The organism is Mesorhizobium sp. M4A.F.Ca.ET.090.04.2.1 (genome assembly GCF_003999085.1).
GTDB lineage: Bacteria > Pseudomonadota > Alphaproteobacteria > Rhizobiales > Rhizobiaceae > Mesorhizobium.
This window is the reverse complement of record NZ_RZOT01000122.1, coordinates 1-12196: the sequence shown is the minus strand read 5'-3', so window position 1 is coordinate 12196 and position 12196 is coordinate 1. Positions and strand designations below refer to the sequence as shown.

The window sequence follows — 12196 nt, the reverse complement described above, 5'->3', positions numbered from 1 at the left end:
GCCAGCGACTGGGTGATGTCGGAGGGACTCGCCTGCCCGTCGGTCGGCAGCCAGGAGGCGCCGACGAGGTCGCCGGTCTCCATCAGCGGCCACATCTTTTTCACCTCGTCCGGCGACAGCAATTGCATGTCCATGCCGAAGCTTTTCGCCGTCGTCGCCAGCCGCCTGAACTCGGTCCAGCGGTCGGCATTGGTGGCCAGCCTGAGGCACCCGGTCATCTTCCAGCCGGTGGCGAGCCCGGTCTCGGCCTCCAGCCCCTTGTAGAGCTCGACGGAGTATTTCAGCACGCGCGTGATCGAGGCCGACGAACGCAACTGGCCGACCAGCCCGGCCGCGTGCCAGGTCGAGCCCGAGGTCAGCTTGCCCTGCTCCAGGAGCACGACATCTGCTTTGTGGTCGCGCGCCAGATGATAGGCCGTCGAGCAACCGATGATGCCGCCGCCGATGACGACGATTCCGGCGTGGCCGGGCAGGCTCATGGGGTCAGCCTTCCGTATTTCGTTTGGTAGCTTTCCAGCGCCGTCGCCAGCCGCGTCAGGTTTTCCTCGGTGTAGGCGACGTAGTCGATGCCGGGCGCGTCAAGATAGAGCTCGGAGACCATGCTCCACATCGCCTCGCGCAGCAGCGAGGCGCACTGCATGGCGGCGTGCGAGCGGCGGATCGCGTCGTCCGGCTCCTTCATGAAATAGGCGGTGAGCAGGGCGAAGGATTCGTCGTCGCTAAGCCCGGCATTCGAGGCGGCGCCCGCAAGGTCGAACATCGCCGTGTTGAAGCCGGCATACTCGAAGTCGATCAGCCACAGACGGCTGCCGTCGTCGAGAATATTGGCCGGCAAAAGATCGTTGTGGCCGAAGACGATCGGCAGCAACTTCTGCGCCCGCTCCAGCTCGTCTGCCAGCGCCAGGTAGCGGGGCAACTCGTCGCGTTTGCGGCTGCCGCCGTCCTCCAGCGTGCGTGCATAGTCGCGGATGACGTGGAACACCCAGAACATGAACCCGGCGCCGGAAATATGGCTAGGCATTTCGCGGTGGAAGCCGCGCATCAGTGCCGCGACGCGGCCGATATTGGCGCGCACGTCATCGCCCGTATAGGTCTTGGCACCGAGATACTGCGTCACCATGATGCCCGGCTCGGAGTAGCGCACCGCCGGCGCGAAGCCCGCGGCATGCGCCGCGCGCGAGGTCATCACCTCGCGCTCGCGAAAGACGTGGTGGAACGGAAAATCCTGGCCGAAGCGCACGACATGCCGGCCGGCCCCATCCTTGACCAGATAGTTGGCGTTGCTCAGTCCTCCCGGCAGCGGCTCAATGTCGATCGTGCCGGTCCAGCAGGGCAGGGCGCGGATGCGGTCTTCAATGGTCACGGTCTATCCCTGGTTCGGCGGCGCTTCGACAAACCGCCGCAGACATCGCGCGATGGAGATTGGTAAAGCAAAATCCTCGTCGGTGCGGGACGCCAGGACCGGTATCCCGCACCGCACCGACGAGCCCCTTGGCCAGGTTTGTGACCCCGGCATCCGCCCCCGCGGATCTGAAAATTCCTTGCGCCAGGCCCATTCCGGGCTGTCTGGCCGGTCAATTGCGGTTCTGCCCCGATTTGGCAGTTCCGAGCCTGTCATGCCCTTGATCTCACGCCAGTGTTGATCGGCTGTCAATCAAAAGCTGTGACTTTTTTTGGGTGTTTTGCCCGAAAATATGAGCATTTCCTTTAAAAACGGCAGGATTGCCCTAGAATCGGTCAAAATCCTGGAAACCCATATATGATCCATTCGAAACGGCATGGCGAGATCCTGCGGCTCCTGAACGAGGAGGGCACCATTACCATCGCGAGCCTGGCCGACCGGCTGGGAGTCTCGCTGGAGACCGTTCGCCGCGATGTCAAGCCGCTCACCCATGACGGGTCGATCCTGAAGATGCATGGCGCCGTCAGCCTGTCGGCGATGGCCGGCGAGGCGCCGTTCGAGCGGCGCATGCGCGAGAATGCCGACGCCAAGCGTGCCATCGCCCGCATGGTCGCCGCCACAATCCGCGACGGCGAGTCTGTCATGCTCGACACCGGCACGACCACCTCGTTCCTCGCTCGCGAACTTTTGGGCCACCGGCGGCTTACCGTCGTCACCAATTCGTCCGACATCGCCCGCACGCTGGCCACCGTCAACGGCAACAAGGTCTACATGGCCGGCGGCGAGTTGCGCAGTGATTCCGGCGCCGCTTTCGGCGTCTCGGCCATCGACTTCGTCAGCCGCTTCTCCGTCAGCCATGCGGTGATCTCCATCGGCGCGGTCGACGCCGTCGCCGGCCTGACGGACTACGATCTGGAAGAAGCCGAATTCGCCCGCATGGTGCTGTCGCGCGGCCAGCGCTCTGTGGTGATCACCGATCAAAGCAAGTTCGGCCGCCAGGGGCTGGTCCGGGTCTGCGGCTTCGACGGCTTCTCCGAACTCGCCACCGACCGGACGCCGCCGCGCGACATCGCCGCGGCGCTCGCCGAGGCCGGCGCGCGAATCAGCGTTGCGGCCGGCGAGGACGAGAGCCGGTAAGGCCAAGACAGCGATGCTGTGGGCCGGACAGCGGCCCGCTTTCCTTCCGCGCCTCGCCAGTGTTTAGTCCCGCCATGGCCTTCACCATCCGCCAGTTGCAGTTCTTCGTCGCCGTCGCCGAGCAGGGCACCGTGTCCGGCGCCGCGCAGAACCTCTCCATCTCGCAATCCTCGGTCACCGAGGCGATCAAGGAACTGGAAAGCGACCTCGGCGTCGAACTGTTCGAGCGCCATCCGCGCGGCCTCAACATCACCCACAAGGGCCACCAGTTCCTGCGCCACGCGACCAAGATCCTCGCCGATGTGTCGGACGCCCGCCGCGCCTTCTTCGGCGACCAGCTGGTGACCGGCGGCCGCCTCCAGCTCGGCGTCACCTCGCTGGTCGCCGGCTATGTGCTGTCCGATCTTCTCGCCCGCTACCGTCGCGCCTATCCCGGTGTCGAGGTCTCGGCCATCGAGGACAATGGCGACTATCTCGAGCACCTTTTGATCGGCGGCAAGCTCGACATCGCCGTCATGGTCACCTCGAACCTGCGCGACCGCACCGCGCTGCAGTCGGAAATCCTCGAGGTCTCGGCCTATCGCCTGTGGGTGCCGCTCAGCCACAAACTCGCCAGCGCCGACATTATCGATCTCAGCGACATCGTGTCGGAGCCGCTGATCATGCTGACCGTCGACGAGATCGAGGAGAACACCGGCAAGCTGCTCGCGGCGCTCGGCGCCAGGCCGCATGTCGCCTTCCGCACCCGCTCGGTCGAGGCGGTGCGCAGCCTCGTCGCCACCGGCGCCGGCGTGGCGCTGCTGCCCGACCTCGTCTACCGGCCATGGTCGCTGGAAGGCGACCGCATCGAGTCGCGCGATATTTCCGGCGCCTTGCCGGTGGTCCAGGTCGGCATGGTCTGGCGCCGCGGCTCCAGCCTGCCGCAGGCCGCGCGCGACTTCATCGGCCTTGCCCAGTCGCAGCGCATGGTCCGCCAGCGTCCGTGACAAGCTGGCCGCCTTTATCCATCGGAAAAACCGATATCGCCTTTCTGATAAATGAATTTGCGAAACCGGGAATTTCGCAGCAACCTCCGGTTAGGGAACCAAAAGCCGCCGCTGAGTGCGGCCCCTTGGAGCGCCGCCCATTTTCCTGGTTGGTGGACGCTTCAATGTTTTGAGGGTGCGCATGATCTTATCGGAGACATGCGCCAAAATGGGAGATCGATGATGAATTCATTCCTGAAGTCGTGCACTGCATTGACGGTCGCGCTGACCTTCTCCGGCCAGGCCATCGCCCAGGTCAAGGAGCTCGGCAAGGGCGAGGGCGAGGTCAACATCGTCGCCTGGCCGGGCTATATCGAGCGCGGCGAAACCGACAAGGGTTATGACTGGGTGACCGCTTTCGAGAAGGAGAGCGGCTGCAAGGTCAACGTCAAGACCGCCAACACGTCGGACGAGATGGTCTCGTTGATGAACGAGGGCGGCTTCGACCTCGTCACCGCGTCGGGCGATGCTTCGTTGCGCCTCGTCGCCGGCAAGCGCGTGCAGCCGATCAACACCGATCTCGTCCCGAGCTGGAAGAGCGTCGACGACCGGCTGAAGGACGCCCCCTGGTTCACGGTCGACAAGGTGCACTACGGCGTTCCCTATCAATGGGGCCCGAACGTGCTGATGTACAACACCGACGTCTTCAAGGAAGCGCCCAAGAGTTGGAGTGTCGTCTTCGAGGAGATGAAGCTGCCCGACGGCAAGTCGAACAAGGGCCGCGTCCAGGCCTATGACGGTCCGATCCACATCGCCGATGCCGCCAACTACCTCATGTTCCACAAGCCGGAGCTCGGCATCAAGGATCCCTACGAGCTGACCGAGGACCAGTACAAGGCGGCGCTCGACCTGCTGCGCGTCCAGCGCACGCTGGTCGGCCGCTACTGGCACGATGCCGCGATCCAGGTCGACGACTTCCAGAACGAGGGCGTGGTCGCCTCGGGCTCGTGGCCGTACCAGGTCAACACGCTGGTCGCCGCCAAGAAGCCGGTCTCCTCGACCATTCCCGAGGAGGGCGTCACCGGCTGGGCCGACACCACCATGATGGAGGCCGACGCCGCCCATCCGAACTGCGCCTATATGTGGATCGAGCACTCGCTCTCGCCTAAGGTGCAGGGCGATGTCTCCGCCTGGTTCGGCTCGCTCCCGGTGGTGCCGGCCGCCTGCAAGGGCAACGAGCTGCTCGGCGAGGAAGGCTGCAAGACCAACGGCTACGACAATTTCGACAAGATCAAGTTCTGGAAGACGCCGGTGTCGAAATGCGCCAGCGAGAACGACCAGTGCGTGCCCTATTACCGCTGGGTGTCGGACTATATCGGCGTCATCGGCGGACGGTGAGTTCTTGCCCTCCCAGTGCGGGAGGGACGACGCGCAGCGTCGGGGTGGTTTGGCCGGGCAGGTTCCCCGCTACCACTCCGCCCGCGGCTTCCCCGCGACCTCCTCGTTGAGGGGGAGGTGAAGTGCCGTAGCATTCGCGCTGCCCGCTTGCTGGCGGCGAGAGCGATTTCGACCAAAGACAAACCGGCTAAAGACTGACAACTCATGACCTCGGCCGTATCCTTTCAAAAAGTCTCCCGCCATTTCGGCAGCGTTCGCGCCGCCGACGCCGTCGATCTCGACATCGCGCCTGGCGAGTTCTTCGCCATGCTTGGCCCGTCGGGCTCCGGCAAGACAACTTGCCTGCGCCTGATTGCCGGTTTCGAGCAGCCGACGTCGGGCTCGATCTCGATCTTCGGCGAGCGCGCTGAGGGCGTTCCACCCTATCGGCGCAACGTCAACACCGTCTTCCAGGACTATGCGCTGTTTCCGCATCTCAACGTGCTCGACAACGTCGCCTACGGGCTGATGGTCAAGGGCGTCGGCAAGCCGCAACGGCACAGGGCGGCGGAAGAGGCGCTGTCGCTGGTCAGGCTTCCGGGCTACGGCGGCCGCCGTCCAGGCCAACTCTCCGGCGGCCAGCGCCAGCGCGTTGCGCTCGCCCGCGCGCTCGTCAACCAGCCCAAGGTGCTGCTGCTCGACGAGCCGCTCGGCGCGCTCGACCTCAAGCTGCGCGAGAACATGCAGGAGGAATTGAAGTCGCTGCAGAAAGTGCTCGGCATCACCTTCGTCTTCGTCACCCACGATCAGGGCGAGGCGCTGTCGATGGCCGATCGGGTCGCCGTGTTCAACGACGGCAAGATCATGCAGATCGGCACCCCGGAAGACATCTACCAGCGCCCGAAGACGCGCTTCGTCGCTGATTTCGTAGGCTCCTCCAACGTGCTGCCGCCGGATTTCGTCCAGCGCTATTCCGGCCAGCGTCGCTGGGGCAGTCTGCGCCCCGAATCCATCCGTATCGCGCGCGAGGCGAGCGGCGACGGCGTTGCCGCCCGCCTGGTCTCGACCAACTATCTCGGCGCGACCACCAGGCTGGCGCTCGATGCCGACGGCTTGCGGCTGCACGCCGTGGTGCCCGCGGGCGTCGCGCTGCCGGTGGAAGGTGAAGCCGTCATGCTCACCTTCAACCGCGATCAACTGCACTTGATGGATGAGCCGGCATGAGCATCGAGGCGACGATACAGTCGAAGGTTGCCCCCGCCATCCTGCCGGGCAGCGGCGGGCCGCGCGGCGCGCTGTCCGACCTCTTCTGGCGCCGGCCGAAGCTGTTGCTGCTGCTCATGCTGCTGCCGCCAGTGCTGTGGCTCGGCATCGTCTACGTCGGCTCGCTGTTCGCCCTGCTGGCGCAAAGTTTTTTCTCCATCGACGAGTTCTCCGGCCTCATCAACCGCGAGTTCACGCTGAAGACCTATGGCGACCTGTTCCAGGCCGCCAATCTCGACATCATCCTGCGCACGGTGACGATGGCGGCCCTCGTCACGCTCGCCTCGGCGATCATCGCCTTCCCCATCGCCTACTATGCGGCGCGCTATGCGCGCGGCCGCTGGAAGGCGCTGTTCTATCTTGGCGTCATGCTGCCGCTGTGGTCGAGCTACCTGGTCAAGGTCTATGCCTGGAAGCTCATCCTCGCCAAGGAAGGCATCCTCACCTGGCTGCTCGGCAAGCTGAACCTGTTGTGGCTGCTCGACGCCTGGCTGGCGCTGCCCGTCGTCGGCGGCAATTCGCTGTCGGTCTCCTTTACGGGCACCTTCATCGCCTTCGTCTATGTCTGGCTGCCGTTCATGATCCTGCCCGTCCAGGCGGCGCTCGAGCGCGTGCCGGGCAATCTGGTCGAGGCCTCGTCCGACCTCGGCGCCTCGCCCGGCCAGACCTTCCGCAACGTGCTGTTCCCGCTGGCGCTGCCCGGCATCGTCGCCGGCTCGATCTTCACCTTCTCGCTGACACTGGGCGACTACATCATCCCGCAGATCATCGGCACCTCGCGCCTGTTCATCGGCCAGGCCGTCTATTCGCAACAGGGCACGGCCGGCAACATCCCGCTCGCCGCCGCCTTCACCGTGGTGCCCATCGTCATCATGGGCTTCTACCTCTGGGGCGCCAAGCGCATGGGGGCCTTCGATGCGCTCTGACGGCTCGCCTTCCGCCCCGCTCGGCCTGAAGATCGCCGCCGCCTTCGGCCTGCTCTTCCTGCACCTGCCGATCCTGCTGATCTTCGTCTATGCCTTCACGACCGAGGAGAAGAGCTTCGTCTGGCCGCCGCCGGGGCTGACCACGCAATGGTTCGCCGTCACCTGGAACCGGCCGGATGTGTGGGAGGCGCTGTCGCTGTCGATCCGCGTCGCCGCCATCTCGACGGCGATCGCGCTGGTGCTGGGCACGCTCTGCGCCGCCGCCGTCTCGCGCACGCGCTTCTTCGGCCGCGAGACCATCTCTTTGCTGGTCATCCTGCCGATCGCGCTGCCCGGCATCATCACCGGCATCGCGCTGCGCTCGGCCTTCGCGCTGGCCGACATCCCGTTCTCGTTCTGGACGATCGTGCTCGGCCACGCCACCTTCTGCGTGGTCGTCGTCTATAACAATGCCGTCGCGCGCTTCCGCCGCACCTCCGGCTCCATGATCGAGGCCTCGATGGACCTCGGCGCCGACGGCTTTCAGACCTTCAGGCATGTCGTGCTGCCCAACATCGCCACCGCGCTGCTTGCCGGCGGCATGCTCGCCTTCGCGCTGTCCTTCGACGAGGTCATCGTCACCACCTTCACCGCCGGCCAGCAGCAGACCGTGCCGATCTGGATGCTTGAGGAACTGATCCGCCCGCGCCAGCGCCCGGTCACCAATGTCGTGGCCATGGTCGTGGTTCTGGTGACGCTGCTGCCGATCCTCCTTGCCTATTACCTGACCCGCGACGGCGACCAGATCGCTGGTTCGGGCAAATGAAGAACAGCGAATAGGGAATAGCCAATAGCGAATAAGGGAAAAGTCGACCGCCAACCCTATTCGCTACTCGCTATTCGCTACTCGCTCCTGATCAAGGAGAAATCTTATGGACACCCAGATGCTGATCGGCTCGACCTTCGAGAAGGGCGCCGAGACCGAGGAGCCGATCCTCAATCCGAAGAACGGGGCGACCATTCTCAACCTGCCAGAAGCCAGCCCGGCGCAGATCGAGGCGGCTGTCAGTGCCGCCGAGCAGGCGTTCGTCAGTTGGTCGCGCACCACGCCGGCGCAGCGCTCCGGCTACCTCTTGAGGATTGCCGACCGCATTGAGGCCGAGGCGAAGGAATTTGCAGCACTGGAGGCGCTGAACTGCGGCAAGCCGATCAACGCCGTGCTCAATGACGAGATCCCGGCGATCGTCGACTGCTACCGCTTCTTTGCCGGTGCCGTCCGCTCCATGCCCGGCCAGGTCGCCGGCGAATACCTGCCCGGTCACACCTCGATGGTCAGGCGCGACCCGATCGGCGTCGTCGCCTCCATCGCGCCATGGAACTACCCGCTAATGATGATGGCCTGGAAGCTGGCGCCGGCGATCGGCGGCGGCAACACCGTCGTCTTCAAGCCGTCCGAGCAGACGCCGCTGACGGCGCTGAAGCTGGCCAGGATTCTCGCCGAGATCCTGCCGGAAGGCGTGGTCAACGTCGTGCTCGGCCGCGGCGAAAGTGTCGGCAACACACTGATCAACCATGCCAAGGTCAACATGATCTCGATCACCGGCGACGTCGCCACCGGCAAGAAGGTGCTGCAGGCGGCCGCCAAGTCGGTCAAGCGCACGCATCTGGAACTCGGCGGCAAGGCGCCTGTCATCGTCTTCGACGACGCCGATCTCGGCGCGGTCGTCAACGGCCTGCGCGCCTTCGGCTATTATAATGCCGGCCAGGACTGCACAGCCGCCTGCCGCATCTACGCCGGCAAGAAGGTCTACGAAAGACTGGTCGCCGATCTCTCCTCAGCCGTCTCGACCATCAGGTACAACCGCCCGGACGATACCGAAAACGAGATCGGCCCGCTGATTTCGCGCCGCCAGCGCGACCGCGTGTCGAGCTTCGTCGAGCGCGCCTCGGAGCTGAAGCACATCGAGATCACCACAGGCGGCAAGCCGGGCGAGGGCTCGGGTTTCTACTACCAGCCGACGGTCGTCGCCGGCGCGCTGCAGGAGGACGAGATCGTGCGCCGCGAGGTGTTCGGCCCGGTCGTCTCGATCACCCGCTTCTCGGAAGTCGACGAAGCGGTAAACTGGGCCAATGACAGCGACTACGGCCTTGCCTCGTCGGTGTGGACCAAGGATGTCTCGCGCGCCATGGCGACCGCCGCCCGCCTGCAATATGGCTGCACCTGGATCAACACCCACTTCATGCTGACCAACGAGATGCCGCATGGTGGGCTGAAGCAGTCCGGCTACGGCAAGGACATGTCGCTCTACGCGTTGGAGGACTACACCGCCGTCCGCCATGTGATGGTGGCGTATGGCTAGCGCCTAACCTCAGAAGCGTTCGGAAGTAAGGATGGAGGGGCTTTCCGCCATCCTTAAAGTATTCACCTCACCGGTTGCTGTCTGTTAATCCTGTTGCACTGTCGCCACATGGCGACAGACGGCAGATTTACTGAATATTCAACCTGTGCGAGCAGCTTTGCCAGCGGGAAACCGCACAGCGGGGGGTTCGCGCATGACCGTCTCGAAGATCAAGCTGACAATGATCGGCGGCTTCTGCCTGCTGGTTGCCTTCTTCTGTGCCAGGGACATCATCGCCAAGAGCGGCTGGCCGCAAGTGCCGGCCGAGATCACGGCGGTCACGGTCGAATGCCTGATGGAATCGACCCAGCACAGGATCGTCTACAAGACGGTCAGCAGGGCCTCGATCCCATGCGAATTGGTTGAAGCATTCAAGTCGGTCCATGCCGACAAGGAATGGACGGTGAAACAGAAATTCACCGGCACCTTGCGCGTCGGCGCCGGCGCGGACGCCGTCGAGGCGACCATGGACTTGAACAAGAGCGGGGGGCGTGAGCCGCAGGTAGGCGACAAGCTCGTGGTTGTTCAGAATCCGGCGAAGGCGACCCAGGTCGAACGGGCCGGCATGACCGGCACGCGTGTCATGCTGGCCGTTGGTGCGGCGGCGCTCGGCGCCCTGCTCTTGTTCCTCGCGTTCAGGCGCCCGCGTCCGTCGTCCGCGAATGTGGCGGCCGCAGGCTTGCCGGGAGACAACGCCTCCGAGCGCGCGCGCCAGGCGGACGCCATGATCGCTGCGGCATTGGCCAAACAGGCTACCTTGAACAATCAGGGCCCGGCAGGCCGCCAGGCGGCCGCAGGGCTGGCGCGGGAAGCACGTCTTTCGGGTCAGCGCACGAGTTTCGGCCGCAAGAGCTAACCGACGCCTGTCGCCCAAAAACCGTGAGCGGCTCTGGGCGACAGGCATCTAATTGGGGGCCAGCGCGGCTACTCGACGATCCGGAAGATCTGCCAGACATTGGTGCCCGATACGACAAAGGGCTCCATCGCCTTGCCCCATTTGGCATGCGCCTCGATCTTGCCGAGCTTGGCGAAGAATGCCTCCAGCTGGGCCAGGCTTTCGACCTCGTGGTGCGACTCGATCCGCGATTCATGCGCACCGATCGATCCGGTCATGATCTGGAACTTCAAATCGGCGATGCCGACCTGCGATCCGACCTCGCGCTCCCATTGCCGCATCATGTCGAGCACGGTCTGCTTGTGACCGAACTTGGCGTCGATCTGCCATCTGGCGCTGAACATCGTCGTTCTCCTCCGAGGTTGCGGCCCGAGCATGATCGGGTTCGGAAAGGATCATGCTCCGACACTGGAATGGAGCCCCTCCCGCTTCGATCGGGATGGACAGGCTCCGCTGTTGAATTATCCGCAGTTCACCTACTCGTCCCAGGCCTGCACGACGGTCTGCCTCGCGATCCGGCCGTTCTTCAGCTCCAGCATCGCCGCGCAGAACACCTTGGTGCCGTCCGGATAGGCGCAGGCCTGGGTGAAGGCGAGGTTGGCGCCATCGGCGATGGTGGTGTCGACCTTATGGGTCATCGCCCGGCTGCAGATGTCGTCCCAGAAGGTGGTGATCGCCGCGCGGCCGCGGATTTCGCGCGGCTTGCTCGGCGGATTGTTGCGGTCGATCACCCGCACCAGCGCGTCGTCGGTGTAGAAGCTCGCCAGCAGCTTGCCGTCGCGGCCTTCGATTGCCTTCTTGATCGCAGCGCCGTCCACCAGTTGAGTTTTGGTCAGCATTTTCTCCTCCATGGCCCGCCGTCAGGCGGGACGTTCGATTGATCGGAGCGCTGCCCGGCACCAGCGCCGGGCAGGCGCATTTCCTCATTGCGACTTCGCCTTGACGGCGGCGAACAGGTCGTCGGTCTGCTTCTTGAAGGAGGCGAGATCGACCTGGCTGCCGTTGAGGATCGTCGACCAGTGGCGCACGATGGCCGCCATCGCGATCGCCTCCTTGATCTCCTCGTCGGTCGCGCCGTTGAGCTTGGCCGCCTCGGTGTGGAAGTAGATCAAGTACTGGCACGGAATCTGCGAGGCCACCGCAAGGCCCATCAGTTCCTTGGTCTTGCCGTCGAGCGCGGTGTTGGGATTGAGCTGCACGCCCTTGATCTCGGCCCAGGCGCCGGCAACCGCCACATCGGGCAGCGTCTTGAACATGTCGGGCACTGAACCGAGCGTCGCCTGGATGTCCTTGTAGGCAGCGGTGGCCGAGGCGTCTTCGGCTTTGGCGGGAGCAAGAGTGAAGACCGCGCCGATGCCTGCCGCGATCACCAGCGATTTGAATGTCCGGTTCGACTTCTCCATCTCATCTTCCATTGGCAGGTGCTTCGCGGCGAAATCCGCCTGTCCTGCATGGAGAAAATCCTAGCGCTCTGCCGCGCCGAGCCGCTTCGCCCAAAAGCGCCATGGCTCTCATGGCCCGTCCGGGCCAGTGTGCCTGGCCGAAAACGCCGCCGCCGCCGCCCGCGACGGCAGGTCGAGCTTGAGCAGGATGTTGGCGACGTGACGCTTGACCGTGTGTTCGCTGAGGCTGAGCTCTGCGGCGATCGCGGCGTTGCTTTTGCCGTCGGCGATCAGGTTCACCACCTCGCTTTCCCGCGCCGTCAGCGTCGCCGGCTCCGCTGGCCTGGCCTTCGGCCGGCAGGCCGGTTCCAGATGCTGTTCCGAGGTCGCCTGCACCACCGGCAGCGGCTCGTCCAGCTCGTCGAGGCTGATGCGGCCGGCCTCAGTGAAATGCAGGCCCGAGCCCACGGT

General features: G+C 64.7%; 14 protein-coding genes. 8 read left to right on the top strand and 6 right to left on the bottom strand.

Annotation, left to right across the window (positions count from 1 at the left end):
* A partial coding sequence (locus EN781_RS11360; protein ID WP_145965483.1) for an FAD-binding oxidoreductase occupies positions 1-479 on the bottom strand: 479 nt, incomplete at its 3' end.
* Complete coding sequence (locus tag EN781_RS11355; RefSeq protein WP_126056772.1) at positions 476-1363, bottom strand: phosphotransferase family protein; 888 nt, start codon at positions 1361-1363, stop codon at positions 476-478. The genes EN781_RS11360 and EN781_RS11355, both read right to left, overlap by 4 nt.
* A 396-nt stretch (positions 1364-1759) precedes the next feature.
* Between EN781_RS11355 and EN781_RS11350 the strand changes: the two genes are divergently transcribed.
* The 8 genes from EN781_RS11350 (at position 1760) to EN781_RS11315 (ending at position 10304) form a co-directional block, all read left to right on the top strand.
* Positions 1760-2539: a DeoR/GlpR family DNA-binding transcription regulator gene (locus tag EN781_RS11350; RefSeq protein WP_126056771.1), complete on the top strand. Its 780-nt coding sequence runs from the start codon at positions 1760-1762 to the stop codon at positions 2537-2539.
* A 74-nt stretch (positions 2540-2613) separates the two neighbouring features.
* Complete coding sequence (locus EN781_RS11345; RefSeq protein WP_126056770.1) at positions 2614-3525, top strand: LysR substrate-binding domain-containing protein; 912 nt, start codon at positions 2614-2616, stop codon at positions 3523-3525.
* A 222-nt stretch (positions 3526-3747) separates the two neighbouring features.
* A complete protein-coding gene (locus EN781_RS11340; RefSeq protein WP_126059253.1) occupies positions 3748-4902 on the top strand; it encodes an ABC transporter substrate-binding protein in 1155 nt (384 codons plus the stop codon).
* 204 nt (positions 4903-5106) lie between these two features.
* Positions 5107-6105: an ABC transporter ATP-binding protein gene (locus EN781_RS11335; protein WP_127399994.1), complete on the top strand. Its 999-nt coding sequence runs from the start codon at positions 5107-5109 to the stop codon at positions 6103-6105.
* Positions 6102-7070, top strand: a complete 969-nt coding sequence (locus EN781_RS11330) for an ABC transporter permease (RefSeq protein WP_126056768.1) — start codon at positions 6102-6104, stop codon at positions 7068-7070. The genes EN781_RS11335 and EN781_RS11330 overlap by 4 nt, the downstream gene beginning before the upstream one ends.
* Positions 7060-7875 (top strand): ABC transporter permease, encoded by an 816-nt coding sequence (locus EN781_RS11325; protein WP_126056767.1) that lies wholly within the window; start codon positions 7060-7062, stop codon positions 7873-7875. The genes EN781_RS11330 and EN781_RS11325 overlap by 11 nt, the downstream gene beginning before the upstream one ends.
* 106 nt (positions 7876-7981) lie before the next feature.
* A complete protein-coding gene (locus tag EN781_RS11320) occupies positions 7982-9409 on the top strand; it encodes a gamma-aminobutyraldehyde dehydrogenase (RefSeq protein ID WP_126056766.1) in 1428 nt (475 codons plus the stop codon).
* A gap of 193 nt (positions 9410-9602) precedes the next feature.
* A complete protein-coding gene (locus EN781_RS11315; protein ID WP_126056765.1) occupies positions 9603-10304 on the top strand; it encodes a hypothetical protein in 702 nt (233 codons plus the stop codon).
* Positions 10305-10372: 68 nt separating this feature from the next.
* Here the strand turns inward: EN781_RS11315 and EN781_RS11310 are convergent, their stop codons facing one another.
* The 4 genes from EN781_RS11310 to EN781_RS11295 form a co-directional block, all read right to left on the bottom strand.
* Positions 10373-10687 carry a hypothetical protein gene (locus tag EN781_RS11310; RefSeq protein ID WP_126056764.1) on the bottom strand — a complete coding sequence of 105 codons (315 nt, stop codon included), beginning with the start codon at positions 10685-10687 and terminating at the stop codon, positions 10373-10375.
* A gap of 132 nt (positions 10688-10819) precedes the next feature.
* Positions 10820-11182 (bottom strand): nuclear transport factor 2 family protein, encoded by a 363-nt coding sequence (locus EN781_RS11305; protein WP_126056763.1) that lies wholly within the window; start codon positions 11180-11182, stop codon positions 10820-10822.
* A gap of 84 nt (positions 11183-11266) precedes the next feature.
* The gene (locus tag EN781_RS11300; protein ID WP_126056762.1) at positions 11267-11746 is read right to left on the bottom strand and encodes a carboxymuconolactone decarboxylase family protein; all 480 of its coding nucleotides are present in this window, start codon (positions 11744-11746) and stop codon (positions 11267-11269) included.
* Positions 11747-11854: 108 nt separating this feature from the next.
* The coding region (locus EN781_RS11295; RefSeq protein WP_145965482.1) for a helix-turn-helix transcriptional regulator at positions 11855-12196 on the bottom strand (342 nt) is incomplete at its 5' end.

Coding starts and splice junctions, on each gene's coding strand:
- EN781_RS11320 (WP_126056766.1), top strand. CDS start 7,982: ATGGACACCCAGATGCTGATCGGCTCGACCTTCGAGAAGGGCGCCGAG.
- EN781_RS11345 (WP_126056770.1), top strand. CDS start 2,614: ATGGCCTTCACCATCCGCCAGTTGCAGTTCTTCGTCGCCGTCGCCGAG.
- EN781_RS11310 (WP_126056764.1), bottom strand. CDS start 10,687: ATGTTCAGCGCCAGATGGCAGATCGACGCCAAGTTCGGTCACAAGCAG.
- EN781_RS11335 (WP_127399994.1), top strand. CDS start 5,107: ATGACCTCGGCCGTATCCTTTCAAAAAGTCTCCCGCCATTTCGGCAGC.
- EN781_RS11330 (WP_126056768.1), top strand. CDS start 6,102: ATGAGCATCGAGGCGACGATACAGTCGAAGGTTGCCCCCGCCATCCTG.
- EN781_RS11315 (WP_126056765.1), top strand. CDS start 9,603: ATGACCGTCTCGAAGATCAAGCTGACAATGATCGGCGGCTTCTGCCTG.
- EN781_RS11325 (WP_126056767.1), top strand. CDS start 7,060: ATGCGCTCTGACGGCTCGCCTTCCGCCCCGCTCGGCCTGAAGATCGCC.
- EN781_RS11300 (WP_126056762.1), bottom strand. CDS start 11,746: ATGGAGAAGTCGAACCGGACATTCAAATCGCTGGTGATCGCGGCAGGC.
- EN781_RS11340 (WP_126059253.1), top strand. CDS start 3,748: ATGAATTCATTCCTGAAGTCGTGCACTGCATTGACGGTCGCGCTGACC.
- EN781_RS11350 (WP_126056771.1), top strand. CDS start 1,760: ATGATCCATTCGAAACGGCATGGCGAGATCCTGCGGCTCCTGAACGAG.
- EN781_RS11305 (WP_126056763.1), bottom strand. CDS start 11,182: ATGCTGACCAAAACTCAACTGGTGGACGGCGCTGCGATCAAGAAGGCA.